General features: G+C 33.3%; 12 protein-coding genes. 6 read left to right on the top strand and 6 right to left on the bottom strand.

Annotated features, from left to right (window positions below; translation table 11 throughout):
• Window positions 1–2: 2 nt before the first annotated feature.
• The 5 genes from ACFSC2_RS00130 to ACFSC2_RS00110 all read left to right on the top strand — a co-directional run bounded on the left by ACFSC2_RS00130 (window position 3) and on the right by ACFSC2_RS00110 (window position 5,529).
• Complete coding sequence (locus ACFSC2_RS00130; protein ID WP_012022600.1) at window positions 3–329, top strand: nucleotide pyrophosphohydrolase; 327 nt, start codon at window positions 3–5, stop codon at window positions 327–329.
• Between the two features lie 80 nt (window positions 330–409).
• Window positions 410–1,633 carry a 3-phosphoshikimate 1-carboxyvinyltransferase gene (locus ACFSC2_RS00125; protein WP_379817226.1) on the top strand — a complete coding sequence of 408 codons (1,224 nt, stop codon included), beginning with the start codon at window positions 410–412 and terminating at the stop codon, window positions 1,631–1,633.
• Window positions 1,634–1,985: 352 nt separating this feature from the next.
• Entirely contained in the window at window positions 1,986–3,035 is a 1,050-nt protein-coding gene (gene queA / locus ACFSC2_RS00120; RefSeq protein WP_379817225.1) for a tRNA preQ1(34) S-adenosylmethionine ribosyltransferase-isomerase QueA, read from the top strand.
• Window positions 3,036–3,513: 478 nt separating this feature from the next.
• Complete coding sequence (gene kynU / locus ACFSC2_RS00115) at window positions 3,514–4,788, top strand: kynureninase (protein WP_379817224.1); 1,275 nt, start codon at window positions 3,514–3,516, stop codon at window positions 4,786–4,788.
• Window positions 4,789–5,076: 288 nt separating this feature from the next.
• A complete protein-coding gene (locus tag ACFSC2_RS00110; RefSeq protein WP_379817223.1) occupies window positions 5,077–5,529 on the top strand; it encodes a YMGG-like glycine zipper-containing protein in 453 nt (150 codons plus the stop codon).
• A 57-nt stretch (window positions 5,530–5,586) separates the two neighbouring features.
• Here ACFSC2_RS00110 and ACFSC2_RS00105 read toward each other — a convergent pair whose 3' ends face one another.
• Together ACFSC2_RS00105 and ACFSC2_RS00100 are read right to left on the bottom strand one after the other, a co-directional pair.
• The gene (locus ACFSC2_RS00105) at window positions 5,587–7,386 is read right to left on the bottom strand and encodes a hypothetical protein (protein ID WP_379817222.1); all 1,800 of its coding nucleotides are present in this window, start codon (window positions 7,384–7,386) and stop codon (window positions 5,587–5,589) included.
• Window positions 7,387–7,554: 168 nt separating this feature from the next.
• Window positions 7,555–9,111, bottom strand: a complete 1,557-nt coding sequence (locus tag ACFSC2_RS00100; RefSeq protein WP_379817221.1) for a hypothetical protein — start codon at window positions 9,109–9,111, stop codon at window positions 7,555–7,557.
• 107 nt (window positions 9,112–9,218) lie between these two features.
• Here ACFSC2_RS00100 and ACFSC2_RS00095 point away from each other — a divergent pair, with 107 nt between their 5' ends.
• Window positions 9,219–11,609 carry a penicillin acylase family protein gene (locus tag ACFSC2_RS00095; RefSeq protein ID WP_379817220.1) on the top strand — a complete coding sequence of 797 codons (2,391 nt, stop codon included), beginning with the start codon at window positions 9,219–9,221 and terminating at the stop codon, window positions 11,607–11,609.
• Between the two features lie 112 nt (window positions 11,610–11,721).
• On the opposite strand, the gene ACFSC2_RS00090 is transcribed toward ACFSC2_RS00095, so the two are convergent.
• From ACFSC2_RS00090 to ACFSC2_RS00075, 4 genes are all read right to left on the bottom strand, one after another.
• On the bottom strand, window positions 11,722–13,164 hold the full coding sequence (locus tag ACFSC2_RS00090) for a serine hydrolase (protein WP_379817219.1): 1,443 nt from the start codon (window positions 13,162–13,164) through the stop codon (window positions 11,722–11,724).
• Window positions 13,165–13,318: 154 nt separating this feature from the next.
• A complete protein-coding gene (locus ACFSC2_RS00085; protein ID WP_379817218.1) occupies window positions 13,319–14,848 on the bottom strand; it encodes a serine hydrolase in 1,530 nt (509 codons plus the stop codon).
• A 194-nt stretch (window positions 14,849–15,042) separates the two neighbouring features.
• A complete protein-coding gene (locus ACFSC2_RS00080; RefSeq protein ID WP_379817217.1) occupies window positions 15,043–15,849 on the bottom strand; it encodes a helix-turn-helix domain-containing protein in 807 nt (268 codons plus the stop codon).
• Between the two features lie 171 nt (window positions 15,850–16,020).
• A complete protein-coding gene (locus ACFSC2_RS00075; RefSeq protein ID WP_379817216.1) occupies window positions 16,021–16,593 on the bottom strand; it encodes a hypothetical protein in 573 nt (190 codons plus the stop codon).
• Window positions 16,594–16,737 lie beyond the last annotated feature (144 nt).

Here is a 16,737-nt window from a genome sequence, read left to right as displayed (position 1 = left end):
AAATGGATTTAAAAAACGCACAATTAGACGTTGATACCTGGATTAAAGAACACGGTGTTCGTTATTTTAACGAATTAACTAATATGGCACAGCTTACAGAAGAAGTAGGTGAAGTTGCCAGAATTATTGCACGTCGTTACGGAGAACAATCTGAAAAAGAAAGCGATAAAAATAAAGATTTAGGAGAAGAATTGGCAGATGTTGTTTTTGTTGTTTTATGTCTGGCAAACCAAACAGGGATAGATTTGCAAGCCGCTTTTGACAAAAAAATGGATTTAAAATCGGTTCGTGATAAAGACCGTCATAAAAACAACGATAAATTAAAATAATGTGATATGTGCAGGGAAAGTTTTGGTGTATGCTTTTTTTAAAATAAATTTGCCAAAATGCACAAAATAACACTCCTAAAATGAATTTATTACTACAAACCAATCATAAAAATTTACAAGGTCAAATTGCGGTTACAGGCTCTAAAAGCGAAACCAATCGTTTATTACTTTTAAAAGCTTTATTTCCGAATATTACTTTAGCCAATACTTCAAACTCTGATGACAGCGAAGTAATGCAGAAAGCCTTAGTAGGAAATGACGAAATTGTAGATATTCACCACGCCGGAACTGCGATGCGTTTTTTAACGGCTTATTTTGCTGTAAACGCAGACAGAGAAGTGGTTATGACAGGTTCTAGCAGAATGCAGGAACGCCCGATTAAAATTTTAGTTGAAGCTTTAGCACAATTGGGTGTTGAAATCTCTTATGAAAAAGAAGAAGGTTATCCGCCAATTAGAATTAAAGGAAAAAAAGTTACAGCTTCAAAAGTAAATTTGGCTGCAAATGTAAGCAGTCAATATATTTCGGCACTTTTATTAGTAGCTTCAAAACTAGAAAATGGTTTAGAATTGACTTTAGAAGGCGAAATTACCTCAATTCCGTACATCAAAATGACTTTGGCTTTGTTGAAAGACTTAGATATTCAGACTAGTTTTGAAGGAAACGTAATTAAAGTTTTTCCAAAAGAAGCTGTTGAAAGCAAAGAAATGGTTGTAGAATCAGATTGGAGTTCGGCATCGTACTTTTTCAGTTTGGTTGCTTTGGCAGATACAGCATCAATCACTTTGACCAGTTACAAAGAAAACAGTCTTCAGGGAGATTCAGAGTTAGTTTCTCTTTATGAAAAACTGGGTATTAAAACTACTTTTGACGGAAACAAAATGACTTTGGTAAAACAAGAAAATTTCAATTACCAAACAGTAAATTTTGAATTAAACAATACACCGGATATTGCACAAACAATCGTAGTAACTTGTTTAGGTCTCGGAATCGGATGTCACTTGACAGGTCTTCATACTTTAAAAATTAAAGAAACAGATCGTTTAGAAGCTTTAAGAATCGAGTTAACAAAATTAGGAGCGGCTATTTCAGTTACCAACGACAGTTTAACTTTGAATGCTTCCCAGAACATCAATCATAATGTGAGAATTGCTACTTACAACGATCATCGTATGGCGATGGCTTTTGCACCGCTGGCATTAAAAGTGCCAATTATCATTGATGATGCCGAAGTAGTTTCAAAATCATATCCAGATTTTTGGAATGATTTAAAAGCATTAAAATTTGAAGTTTCAGAATTATAGTTTTTAAACCATATAAGTAATATAAGTTCATTTTAGTTTAATTGCTAAATTTTCAATATCAATTGCCTCCAGTTTTGACTGGAGGTTTTTTTATTGTTTTTTGGGATTTAATAAAAATAACAATTCCAGTTAATATGAACTTATATTTCTTATAGGGTTTAAAATTATATATGGTTAAAAAATTACAAAAAAGCAATTTTTTTATTGTTTGAAACAACACAAAATCAAGCACTTTTGAAAATAAACGCAAAAACACTTGACAACGCCTATCTCACAATCGTATATTTGCAACCGATTTACAATTTTGGATAAATAAGTCTAAAATAGATATTTAAAAATCTACCATTCAAATATGAAATTATCACACTTCAATTTCAATTTACCAAAAGAACTTTTAGCTGAATTTCCAGCAGAAAATAGAGATGAATCTCGTTTAATGGTAATTGATCGCCAAAAAAACACAATCGAACATAAAATGTTTAAAGATGTTATCAATTATTTTGATGACGGAGACGTTTTAATTCTAAATAATACAAAAGTTTTTCCTGCACGTTTGTACGGAAACAAAGAAAAAACTGGAGCTAGAATTGAAGTTTTCTTGTTAAGAGAATTAAATTCTGAGCAAAGACTTTGGGATGTTTTAGTTGATCCAGCTAGAAAAATCCGTATCGGAAATAAACTTTATTTTGGTGACGATGATTCATTAGTTGCTGAGGTAATCGACAATACAACTTCTCGTGGTAGAACTTTACGTTTCTTATATGATGGTTCTTACGAAGAGTTTAGAAACAAATTGACAGAACTTGGAGAAACTCCAATTCCTAAATATATCAACAGAGATGTTACTCCAGAAGATGCTGAGAGATACCAAACTATCTACGCAAAAGAAGAAGGAGCTGTAGCGGCACCGACTGCTGGTTTACACTTCTCTAAACACCTTTTGAAAAAATTAGAAATCAAAGGAGTTAATTTTGCTGAGGTAACTTTACACGTTGGTTTAGGAACTTTTAATCCAGTTGAGGTAGAAGATTTATCAAAACACAAAATGGATTCTGAGGAATTAATCATTACTCAAAAAGCTTGTGATATCGTAAATGAAGGAAAAGCTAAAAGAAAACGTATCTGTGCGGTCGGAACAACTTCTATGCGTGCGATCGAAAGTTCTGTTTCTTCTGCAAATACATTGAATCCGTACGAAGGATGGACAAATAAATTTATTTTCCCTCCTCACGATTTTAGTATTGCAAACTGTATGATTACAAACTTCCACACGCCAAAATCAACATTATTGATGATGATTTCTGCTTTCTGTGGACATGATTTAATGAAAAAAGCATACGAAGAAGCGATTAAAGAAGGATACAAATTCTATTCTTACGGAGACGCGATGTTAATTCTATAATTAGAATTTATCTTATAAAGAAACCCGACAAGTTTTAAAGACGTGTCGGGTTTTTTGTTCTTAAATGGTTTTAAGTTTCACGTTCGTTGTGAAATTTACCGCAAAGTACGCAAGGAATTTATTAGCCACAGATTATAAAGATTAACACAGATTTAAAAATCCCTTTAATCTTTTAATCTGTGGCTAGCTTTTTATATAATCATTTCGCAATTTATTCAGAACATAGCCCAAGGTTTCAACCTTGGGTAAGTATCGTGTTCCAATCTTTGTGTACCCAACATTGAAACCTTGGGCTATATTTTATATAAAGCTCGCAAAAATGTTTTTAAGACAAAGCTTTGCGTTCTTTGCGTTTGTAAACGTTAACCTTTATAAAAAATCTTTGCGCACTTTGCGGTAAATCACGCAAAGAATATCAACATGAAACTTTAAACAAAACAAACAATTTTTGTTATTTTAGCAGGCAAAACAAAACACAATGACTTTTCAAAATACACGCGAGTTTGCACAGCAGCTCGATACTCAAGATACTTTAAATCATTATCAAAACGAATTTATTTTTCCTAAAGTAAATGATAAACGAGTAATTTACTTCACAGGAAATTCTTTAGGATTACAACCGAAACGCACCAAAGCTTATATTGATGAAGTGATGAACGATTGGGCAGAACTGGCTGTCGAAGGTCATTTTTATGCCGAAAAACCTTGGTGGGATTATCAAGAAAGATTTGCAGAACCATTGAGTAAAATTGTCGGTGCGTTTCCGTCAGAAGTTACGGTTATGAACACTTTAACGGTAAATCTTCATTTATTGATGGTTTCTTTTTATCAGCCGACAAAAACACGTTATAAAATTATCTGCGAAGAAAAAGCATTTCCGTCAGATCAATATATGTTTCAAAGTCAGGTGAATTTTCACGGATATAAACCTGAAGATGCCATTGTTGAAATTAAAAGAAGAGAAGGCGAACACAATATTCGTCTAGAAGATGTTTTAGCCAAAATCGAAGAAGTTGGAGATGAACTTGCTTTAGTTTTAATTGGAGGAGTTAACTATTATACAGGTCAGGTTTTTGATATTAAAACCATCACTGCAGCCGGACAAAAAGCGGGAGCAAAAGTCGGTTGGGATTTAGCACACGCTGCCGGAAATATCAAACTGGAACTTCACGATTGGAATGTAGATTTCGCAGCTTGGTGCAGTTATAAATACATGAACTCAGGACCTGGAAATGCTTCTGGATGTTTTGTACATGAAAAACATCACAATTCAGATCTTCCAAGATTTGCCGGTTGGTGGGGACATAATAAAGAACGTCGTTTTAAAATGGAACCGAATTTTGATCCTGTTCATGGTGCAGACGGATGGCAGATTAGTAATTTACCAGTTCTTTCATTAGCGCCATATTTGGCTTCTGTAGAAATGTTTGCCGAAGTTGGAATGGATGCTTTGATTAAAAAACGTGATCATATTACCTCTTACTTAGAATTTATTCTTCACGAAATTGATAAAGAAGTTGCAGGTAATTTTGAAGTTATTACACCTTCAAATCCAGCAGAAAGAGCTTCTCAATTATCGGTATTTTTGCATGGAGAAGGTAGAGCTTTATTTGATTATTTGATGAAAAACGGAGTAATTACAGACTGGCGCGAACCAAATGTAATTCGTCTGGCTCCAGTTCCGCTATATTGCTCTTACGAAGATATGTATGACTTTGGACAAATCTTGAAAAAAGGAATTTTAGGGAAATAAAAAAGAATATTTCGCAAAGGCGCAAAGTTTTTATTTAAGTAGATGAAAATCATACAATTTGTCATTTCGACGAAGGAGAAATCTTCGTAAGAAACTCCACAAAGATTGGCGACATTCTGTGTAGAATTTTTACTTCTTTCGAAATGACAGAGAGTATAAAAGACGCTCAGTTAATCTGTGTAATAAATGTAATCTTATAATTTTATAAACTTTACGTAAAAATCTGTAATAATCAATATAGCAGATTTTTAGTAATTTGTAGTGTATAATTTTTTAAATACTACAATCATGAAAGCCTTATATATATTTATCGCAGCCATGTCTTTGTCTATTGTCTCGTGTCAGAAGCAAAGCAAAGAAGAAATAAACAGAGCAAAACAAGCCAGCATAGATTCGATGAGAGTTGAAATCAATAAACAAAAAGTTATTGATTCTATGAAAGTTGAAATGCAAGCTTTACAAGAAAAGCAACAAGCTCAACAAAAAGCGGCAGAACAAAAAGTTGTAGTTGTGCATCAAAATGACGGAACAGCAACAGCAGCATCAGCGCCTGCAGCAAAAAAGAAAGGCTGGAGCGCAACCGCTAAAGGTGCCGTAATTGGTGCCGGTGTAGGTGCAGCGACTGGAGCTATTGTCAGTAAGAGAAAAGGGGAAGGTGCCATTATTGGCGGTTTGGCCGGAGCTGCTTTAGGAACTGGTACCGGAGCTGTAATTGACAGTAAAAACAAGAAGAAAGAATAATTTATATATTAAAAATAGAAAACCCCAAATTATCAATTTAATTTGGGGTTTTTCATTTTAAACCAACTCGTTAACCGGAATTGCAATACCTACTAATTCGGATCTACAAGAATCGAGTTGTGGTAAGTCTCCCTTAAAGGCTGTGGTCGATTCAAATAAATTTTTATAATACTCAATTCCATCTAACAAATTTGATTTAAAAGCATTCCATTTTTTTAATTGAGCGTTTGAGAATTCCCCAGAAAATGATTGGATTTCATTTCTAAGATAATCCACGTACATTCTCAACTCCTTGATAAAAAGGTTTGGTCGATTGGGGGTTCTTAAAACCGATTTATGTCCGTAAATGTGATGCATCATATCATTAAGGCTTACTTCCTGATCAAAATAAGCTAAGTTGGGCCCAGGGCAAATTACAACACCTTGCGCCTGACCTTTAATTTTAATATCATTTTCTAAATAAGAAGCATTTGCCAAACCAACGCACAAACATGATTTTTCGGTAATTTTGATTTTGCTTTTTTCAAATTCTTCTTTAGAAATAGTATCTTTTCTGCTTTCTAATTCCTCTAATTTAATATCCTGATATTTTTTTGAAGCCGTACAAATTCCGTGCGGATCATATTCTTTGCTCAATGCTAGGAATTTTTTTGGACATGAACTTCCTGCTTTATTTTCCTCGATTCGTTTTTGTTTTAAAAATTCGTTAGAAGTTCCTTTCAAAGTATTAAACGGAACTCCCAAAGGCGAAATGTTACTCAGGTAAAAATCATCTTCTTTGGCATTCATCAATAAATTTCGGGTTTCCTGATCGACAGAAGTCGCTTCTGGAACTAATAGAAATGGTGAACCCCAGCCAATAGAATCGACTTTATATTCGTCTAATAAAAAATCATGTTCCTGAGAAGTTCCCACACCGCCCTGAACCGTAATTTTTATCTCTAAAGGAGTGTTTGGAATTCTTTTATTTTTTAGCTCTAAAGCTTTAATCATTAAATCATGAGCTGATTGTACCAATTGTTCTTTTTTTGCCTTGAATTCGTCTAAAATCGGCCCTAATAAAAGTCCTTCTGTAGCAAAGGCGTGTCCGCCGCAATTTAATCCCGATTCAATTCGATATTCAGAAACCCAAAGTCCTTTTTTCGCTAGGAAATTTCCTTGGATCATTGCCGATCTAAAATCACTTACTTTTAAAATGATTTTCTTTTTCAGTTTGTTATTTTCATCAGGAAAAAAAGCATCGAAATTTTCAAAATAACTAAAAAGTCTCGGATTCATTCCTGCAGAAAGTACAACAGACGATTCTAAATTACTTTTTGCAAAACCTCTCAAAGCAGCATGCGCATCGTTAAACTCAATCGGAAGCTGTTCATTTTTGATGAAATTGTCTTTGTCTAATTTCGTCATGATATTTACGTCTATTTCTCCAGGAAATAGATGCGACTCGATGTAATTTTGAATGTTTTCTTTAAAAGAAATTCCGTCTTCCAGCAAATTTTGAAAACCTTTTTTTATGTCAGAAGTATTCGGAAGTGTGTTGATGAAATTTTCTACCGCGGTTTTGCTTTCGGCTAATTCGGTTTTGAAATTTTCGAATTTTTCTTTTACAATTTTATCGACCAAGTTGAGATAAGAAGTAATTCTTTCGGCGCGATAATCGTGAAATTTCTGGCTGATTTCCTCGTACGGAAAATTAAATTTTGTACTGTAAAAGTTTCGCATCTTTTCGATCAAATCATCATCGGCAAGGGCAATAACAGACGAAATTCCGTATTGTGCCACTCGAATCGGACTGTCAATGGTATAAGCAAGTCCCATAACCGGAATATGAAAAGTATGCAGATTATTTTTTGTCATTTGTATTCGGATTAAAATAGAAACAAATGAAAAAAAATATTTTTTTTGAAAACCTGATAATTGTCAGGTTTGTAAAATGCAGCCACGAATTGCACAAATTGCACAATTTTTTGCACACCATTTAAAAATAATAATTCGTGAAAATTCGTGTAATTCGTGGTAAAAAAATTAAATCAAAATCTTCTTCAAAGATTCGGCGATGTTGCGCCATAAAAAGTTGTAGAATGATTTTTCCTGAATACGTTCTAATTCAACATCGGCGGTTTTTGCATTGTCTTTAGAATCATTTTTGACTAATAAATTGGCAATGGCACTTTTTAATTTTGCTTCTTTTTCAGGATTCTTCTTTTTGAAAAGTTTTACTTTAAGATCGTCATAATCAAGAGAAGCATTTCCTTTTGAAGTAATATCATTTCCGTAAAAATTAAATCTGTATTTATTAAAAACTCCTGTAAAAGAAGCATTCATATACGGTTTGCTGAAATTTCCCATTGCTCTTACGTCAAAATTGGTAATAGAACCTTGAATGTGAAAACTGTCTTTTTTATCCAAAACATTAAAATTCCAATTGACATTCAGCGGAGACGTTTTCATAAAAATACAATTGATTTTGATTTTTACATCGTCGGTTTTCTTTAGTCCAAAACCACTTCGCAGATTTGTTGCCTGCAAATTAAAACGATCAAAATTTAAAACGCCCGGACCTTTAGAAAAATCAATTTCTTCTTCATAAACCAATTTGGATTTTAAAACTTGTAAAGTATCAACTTGCAAAGGAAATTTGATATTTCGCAGTAAATGATTGTAGAGGTATTTTTTGCTCAAATCATCTTTCGGCATTTTACCACGGTAAATATTAGCATTTACATGATTCATGACGATAGAATTGACTTTGAAGAAAAAACGTTCGTTTTTAAATCCCCAATCCATTTTATTAATGTCGGCGGAATCTAATTTTATGGTATAAATATCTTTTTCTTTCTCTAACTGACGAACAAAAGTTTTTCGTTCATACTGCGGAATTAGACTGAAATTATTAATTTTTGCATAATTGTTTTCGGTGCTGATTTTTCCAATATTGATATGATAAAAATGACTGGGTCTGTAAAATAAACTATCGCAGATTAACGTATATTTTTCGTATCGAAGCGGTAATTTTTCATTTAGAGTTGTATCTGTAATTAAAATTCCTTCGAGTTTTAAAATGATTTTTTTAACACTGAAAAGAGGTTTATCATTGTCTAAAGAAACGACGTCAACAGTTCCTTCATTCAAATAAATATTTCTTACGGCAATGATTTTTCTAAAAGGCTCAACAATTTCTGTCTTGATGCTTTTTTTATTGTTCAGCAGTTTTTCGCCTTTTTTGTATAAAATAATTCGGGGTTTATTGACAATAATACTTTCTGCCTGAATAATATCGTTGAATGCTAAATCCCAAATATTAAAATGTTTGATGGTTATAGATTCGATTTTAGAAAACAAACCGTTTTTACTGTCTTTTGGTTCGTTTTTAGGACTTACCAAAAGTGTCTGAGCGTAAATATTTCGAGAAAAAAGAGAAACTTCTATTTTTTCATAGTTGATATTATAAGCTGTTTTATTGTTCTCATGTATCAATTTGGGTAATTGTTTTTTTATCCAATAATTGAGACCAATATTGATTAAAATCACAAAAACGAAAATAGAAACTACGGCAATTGCTATTTTTTTATAGATCGACATTTATGCTATTAATTTTTATTACATAAATTTAGACTTTTAAAAATGATGTCCCTTATAAAATTTATCAGAAAAGTTACATCATGCAAATTTTATTTATTTTTTAAAATATGAGAATAATTAGAAAAATCTTTCTGGCTCTTTTAATTGTAATTGTCGTGCTTGCGATTGGTATCTGGGCATATATTTTTCATCTAAAACCAAAATACGAAGGTGAATTAGAATTAAAAAACATCGAAAAAGAAACCACAGTATATTTTGATGAATTTGGAGTACCGCATATTTATGCCGATTCAGAAAAAGATGCCATGACCACGCTGGGTTATGTACACGCACAGGAAAGATTATGGCAGATGGAATTACTTCGTCGTATTGCGCCGGGAAGACTTTCTGAACTTTTTGGATCGGTGGCATTGCAGAACGATAAGTTTTTTGCTGGAATTGGAATTGAAGAAGCTTCCGCGAAAGCGATTGCCAAACTGGACAAAAACAGCGAAAGTTATAAAATGACGCAAGCTTATCTAGACGGAATTAATCAATATTTGGAGGAAGGAGTAACGCCGATTGAATTTACTTTGGTTGGGGTTAAAAAAGAAAAATTTACCATAAAAGACGTTTACAATATTTTTGGATATATGTCTTTCAGTTTTGCTATGGCGCAGAAATCAGATCCTTTGCTGACAGATATTAAAAACAAATATGGGGTTGAATATTTGAAAGATTTAGGAATCGAAGGCGAATTTAATACCACAAGAATTAAAATCTCGAAAGAGAAAACCGAAGAATATACCGAGATTTCAAAATCTATATCGGCAATGTTGGATCAATCACCGATCCCGCCTTTTATTGGCAGTAACAGCTGGGTTGTAGGACCGCAGAAATCAAAAACGGGGAAAGTAATTTTTGCTAATGATCCGCATATTGGTTTTTCGCAGCCGGCAACTTGGTACGAAGCACATTTGATAACGCCAAAATTTGAATTATACGGTTGTTATCTGGCCGGAACTCCGTTTCCGCTTTTGGGACATAATCGAGATTATGCGTACGGATTGACAATGTTTGAAAATGATGATATTGATTTTTATCAGGAAAGAACCTTAGGCGGTGATCCAAATCAATATGAAACTCCAGATGGTTTCGGGAAATATGAAATCAGAAAGAAAACAATAAAGGTAAAAGATACTTCGGATGTGGTTCTGACAATAAAATCAAGTCGTCATGGACCAATCATGAATGATTTTATAGACCGTTTGGAAAAGAAAAATCCAATCGCAATGTTGTGGACCTATACGAGTCAGCCAATCCAGATTCTGGATGCGGCTTATGGACTTTCGCATGCTAAAAACAAAGAAGATTTTAAAAATGCTGTCAAATTAATTGCAGCGCCTGGATTAAATGTAATGTACGGCGATGCGAAAGGAAATATTGGCTGGTGGGCTTCTGGAAAATTATACCGTCATAATGAAGGCGTAAACACACATTTAATTTTGGACGGAACAAGCGGTAAAGATGATATTGTTCGATTTTTAGATTTTGATAAAAATCCATCGGCAGAAAATCCAAAATGGGGATATGTCTATTCGGCGAATAATCAGCCGGAAACTATTGATGACGGTTACTTGTATCCAGGGTATTATCTGCCCGAAGACCGCGCAAAAAGAATCTCAGGATTATTGGATGGAAAATCAGATTGGGATAAAGAAGCTATTTCAAAAATGATTTACGATAATACCTCGAATGTAGCACCAGAAGTGGTTAAAAATTTGATTTCGAGTTTAGATAACAAACCACTTTCCAACGAAGAAAAAGAAGCGCTAAATATTTTAAAATCTTGGAAAGGATCAACCAATCTAGAAGACGTCGCGCCAACGATTTACAACAAATGGATTTATCTGTATTTGAGAAATACTTTTGAAGACGAAATGGGCAAAGAAAATTTTAAATTGTTCTTAGACATTTCTGTCGGAAAACAGATTATTGCAAGACAAATTACAAACCAAAATTCGGTTTGGTGGGATAATGTCAAAACCAAAAACGTAAAAGAAACCAGAGCAGAAATTGTTTCAAAGTCATTTCATGATGCCGTGGCGTCATTGCAAAATCAATTAGGGAATACAATTTCAGATTGGAAATGGGGAAAAGTACATACCGTAGAACACGAGCATCCGTTAGGAAAAGTAAAAGCATTACGCGGTATATTTAACGTCGGTCCGTTTGATTCTCCAGGCTCCAATGAAGTAATTAATAATTTGTTTTTCGGATTTAATAACGAAGGAAAATATTATACCAAAGGCGGTCCGTCAACCAGAAGAATCATCGATTTTGCAGATATAGAAAACAGCTGGAGTATTCTGCCAACAGGACAATCTGGAAATCCATTTAGTAAACATTACGACGATCAAGCCGAAATGTACAATGCAGGGAAGTTTAGAAAAATGAAATTGAATAAAGAGGAAATTGTAAAAACGTCTACGAAGTTGATTTTGAAACCGAAGAAATAAATTTTGTTTAAGGTTTCAAGTTTCAGTTAAAAAAAATCTGCCTAAGTTTTGAATTTAGGCAGATTTTAATTCTTAGCAGCTTAGAATCTCAGTATCTCAGTATCTCAGAACCTTATTTCGAGATCTCTGCTAAAACTTTTTTCCCAGCTTCATTAGTTGGATCGAGTTCTACCGATTTTTTATAGTTTACAATAGCCAGCTTTTTGTCGCCATTGGCTAAATAAGCTTCACCCAAACTGTCATAAACATTTCCAGATTTTGGGAAAGTTTCTGCATTGATTTTAAAAACTTCAATAGCCTCTTTCTTTTTTCCGTCTTGCAGTAATTGATAACCCACACGATTCATATCGCCTTCTTTAACAGCATACGTAGGGTCATTTTTAAATTTTTTGTAAGCTTCAGTTCCAGCCAAAGCACCTTTTTCTGCATAAATATCTAATAAATCCAGAGCCAATGATTTTTTCGGCTGATTGAAAGACTGATTGTATAAAATGGCACGAATCGCAGTATTCATTTCGCTCAAAACAGTTCCGCCAGTATTATTTAGTAAAACGACAAGATTTTTATCTGCAGGAATTCGCGAAATAATGGTGTTGAACCCGTTAATGCCTCCGCCGTGTTCAATAACATTTAGTTTCTTGTCACCATTTGGTACTTCATAAGTAGACCATCCATAGCCATAGAAACCATTCCAAGCTTTGATGTAAGGTTTGAATAACAATTCTCTTGATTTTTCTGAAAGCAGTTTATTGGTATAAAGTGCTTGATCCCATAAATACAAATCTTCTACAGTAGAATACAAAGAACCTGCTGCATACGGAATGCTCATATCAAGATACGCTGCGTTAACAACTTTCTTGCCTTGTTTTTCGTAACCTGCAGCTCTGTTTTTTAAGATAACATCGCTGTGATCGTAACCCGAATTAACCATTTTTAAAGGCGTAAAAATTATTTCCTGCAAATATTGCTCGTAGGTTTTGCCGGTAGTTTTTTCGATAATATAACCTAATAAGAAATATCCCGAATTACTGTAATTGAATTTTTCTCCCGGAGTAAATTCAAGTGGAAGACTCGAAAAGGTCTTTACAAAATCTTCTGGAGTATACGGATTTCTTGCTTTGTCTTTAAAAAAATTAGGCGCATTAGTATAATTCGGAATTCCAGAAGTATGTGTCAATAAATGATGAATGGTGATTTTATCTCCATTTTCTTTTGGATAGTCTTTCAAATAAGTCGTAATCGGAACATCTAATTTTATTTTGCCTTCTTCGGCTAATTTTACAATCAACAAAGCGGTAAATTGTTTAGAAATAGAACCCAGCCTAAATTTTGTATCTGGTTGGTTTGGAATATTCCATTCCATATTAGCAGAACCAAACCCTTTTTTAAAAATTATTTTTCCGTTTTCTGCCACCAAAGCCGAACCGTTAAATTGTCCGTATTCGTTGTATTTATTTAAAAGATCTTCGATTTGTTTTGCTTTGTCTTGTGCAGTGACAACAGTTGTAGAAAGCAAGACAAAAAAGCAAAGTGAAAGTAGTTTGATTGATCTCATAATGATTGATGATTATGGTTTAGGATTAATAAATGATTCGTTTTTGATTGATGATTGAAACTTGTAATAAAAAGATATCCAGTATATTAAATCGAAATTACGATTTTTTTAATGAATATTTTTAACGTCTTTAAAATGTTAGACGACCGAATTTCTATTTGGTTTCAATTTCAATCAATTTTTTTCCATTTTTTCCTAAATAATGCGTAATTACCTTTTCATAAACCTTATATCCATCGTCAACATTTGTAAAAATAACGATTCCTTCTTTGGTTTTTGGCAGTATGAAAGCCAATGTCTGCACCCCTTTGTCTGCACCGCCGTGAGACAAAGCATATTCGCCGTTTCCGAAATCATAAATTTCAAAACCTAAGCCAAAATATTTATTCTTTTTAGTCTGCACTTGATGCGCATTCATTTCTTCAAAAACTTTTTGGGATAATCCGTCACCATTTATTACACTGCATAAAAAAGTTGCATAATCTGAAATTGTGGTCATTAAATCATCAGCAGCATTTGCCGTTTTAATCTTGGTGGGTTCGTAGGCATTTCCTTTGTTATCATAGCCGATAGCAAAACGTGAAAGATCAATTTTGTCATTCCAAATTAATTGAGAATCATTCATTTTTAAAGGTTTAAAAACCAATTCGTCTGCCAATTGTTCTAGTTTTTTATTGAATTTCTTTTCTAATGCTTTTCGCAGATATTCAAAACCTTCGCCAGAATATTGGTATTTTGTTCCAGGCTTGAATTTAAAATCCAATTTGCCGGATTCGTTAAAATACCTCCAATTCGGAAAACCAGTCTGATGGCTGAGAATAATTCTCGTAGTCAATAATTTATGATTTGGATCTTTTGCAATATCTGGATCAATCCAATATTTATCCAGCGGTTCGTCCAAACTCCATTTTCCCTGACTTACTAATTTTAAGGCAACCATTGCAGTGATTGGTTTGGTAAGCGAAGCCACATTCCAAATGGTATTGTACGGCGCCGAAACACCTTTTTTAATTTCGCCAAAAACTTTAATTTGCTTTAGTTTTCCTTCAGCAATAATTCCGATTCCGAGAGCTGGCACGTTATTTTCTTTTAGCCATTTTTCAGTTTCCAGATCGTTGTCAAAAAGAGCAGTTTGATTTAGGTCTTCGTTTGAAGGTAAGTGGTCGTAACTCAGAATTCTTTTTAGTTTCCAATTGTTGTTTTCTAAAATCCAAACGTGAGTAAATCGTGCCTTGCCAACAAGTTTTTCGTTTTCTTTTAATAAAGGTTTTCCTTTCTCTGCATTCGTTTCATAAAATTGATGAATACCATTCTGAACTGCTCCATATAAAATACCATCTTTATATAAAGGGAAAATCTGAGTACTTCCATCAACTAATTCTCTTCTTGATTGATAGGTAGTTGGAGAATTACATAATCCATTTTTGAATGCTTTTAAAGATTCGGATTTGTTTGAAAGACCGCCTTTGTCATGATAAAATTCGAGCTGATCACTAAACAAATTTTCAGATTGGGAAAGGTCGCAGGTATTAAAACCAATATTAAAAAGCAGGCTGTCACGAGACATAATAGCTTTATACAAATCAGAATTTTTATTTTCCTGAGAAAATCCGATTGAAGATTGAGAGAGTAAAATCCAAATAAGAAGGATTTTGATTGTTGAAATTGAATTGATGTTTTTCATTTTGATTGATTGAATTGATGATTGAAAGTTGAAATGTAATTAATTAACACATAGAAACATAGAATTTTGTAGCCCAAAAAAGAATGTGGTATGAAACACGTTCTTCAATCTATGCCGCTATGTGTTAAAAACTAATTTAAACGTTTGCAAAAATACTTCAATCAAGATTTTGGAAATTGTACAAAAACGAAATTTTATCTTTTCTGCGAAAGAAAATATGAATCGGGATTGAAGGTTTTAGGAGTAGTTTTTGTCACATCTTTAAACTTTCTGATAAAATGCGACTGGTCAAAATATTTATTATAAAGCGCAATTTCAGTAAGATTCATTTTTTCTAAATCGGCATTTACCATTTGATCAACGGATTTTCTGAATTTTAGAATCTGAGCGTATTTTTTGATCGTAAGCCCAGTTGCTGATTTAAATTTAATTTGAATTGATCTTTGAGAAGAATGTATTGTTTTTACTATTTCAGAAACTGAAATTTCGTCCTCATTCGATTTGATTATTTCGCATACTTTTTCAATTGAATTTCGGTTTGAATTTAAATCAGCCAATTCTTCAAAATAACAGTTTACAGTTTGCAGTGTTGTATCTACAGCGTCTTGAATATTAATTTTGAAAGGCAGTTCAGTAGTATCAATTTTAATAATCGAATCGGTAAAATCACTTAAATCATATTTAGGAAACATCGAAAGGGTCCAAGCATGAAGCTGTATTATCGTGACTTTAGTTTTGGGCTGAATATTGACTAAAACTTTATTGGTCATTTGTGAACAAAAATATACACCTTCGTTCATTTCATATTTCTTTTTGCTGGTGTGCACTTCGATTGCATTTCCGCGAACAATGGCGAGATTAAAACAGCCGTTTGGGAGAACAAGTTTATTTTCGATCAAGCTTTCGCCTAAAAAATTATCCAGACACCATATTTTATTGACAAATCTTTCGGATTTGACGCTTACATAATGTTCAGAATAAAGATTTAAAGCATTTGACATTAAAATATTGTTTAATTAATTCTAGCTGATTGGATTTTTAAGGAGTCGACCCATTCTTTAAAGGAGTCTAGATATTTAAGTATTTATGTTTGTGAATATTAATTTGCTACGCCCATTGCAATTAAAGCGATCACTAAAAGTTTTTTCTGCATATATTTTATTGATTTGAAATTATAATTTTTCGAGTTCTTGGTTATTTAGTTTACAAAGAACCGCAATGCTTATTATCTGTAAACTCAGATAAATTGAAATTGGAAAACCAATGCCGTATTCGTGCAGATCAGACTTATTCGCAGGTAAAGCATATAATATAATTGCTGCAATTATCGGCAGGACAAGGATCACCCAAAATGCGGTTTTATTATCAGGAAAAGAGATCACCAGCCGAATGCAGTAAAACATAAGAAATCCTGTTACTAATAAAGGCGCAGCAATTCCCAACGGTCCTGCAATTACCGTTAGTAAAATACCTAGTGTAAATCCCACAAGCAGAACTAAGAGGCATGCGACACATAGATAGATCAGGAGCGAAAAAAAATCGGCAACCTTATTATTAGAAAAAAAACTAACAAGTATTGCTGGAAAAATACAACAATAGCCGAAAGAGGTCAATAATCCACGATCGTTTTCTCGATCTATCTTGGCACAAATAAACATCCAGGCAATGATGAGTACTAATGACGAAACAATAAAAACGATATTTCGAGTGAAGGATAAGTGCTTTATTTCTGTACTTAGTTTCATAATTGTTTTCGGTGCTTAATTTATAGGCTAAAATACTTAATATTCGCCTAGTTTATACTCTCGGCCTGTAGAAATTGAAATCTTTAAAAAGACTGTTGTTTGTTGTGAAAACTGATGTCGCATGAGGGATAGAGGCGATATCCT

Source organism: Flavobacterium artemisiae (assembly GCF_042678225.1).
GTDB classification, from domain to species: Bacteria; Bacteroidota; Bacteroidia; order Flavobacteriales; family Flavobacteriaceae; genus Flavobacterium; species Flavobacterium artemisiae.
This window is presented reverse-complemented; position numbering and strand designations above follow the sequence as displayed.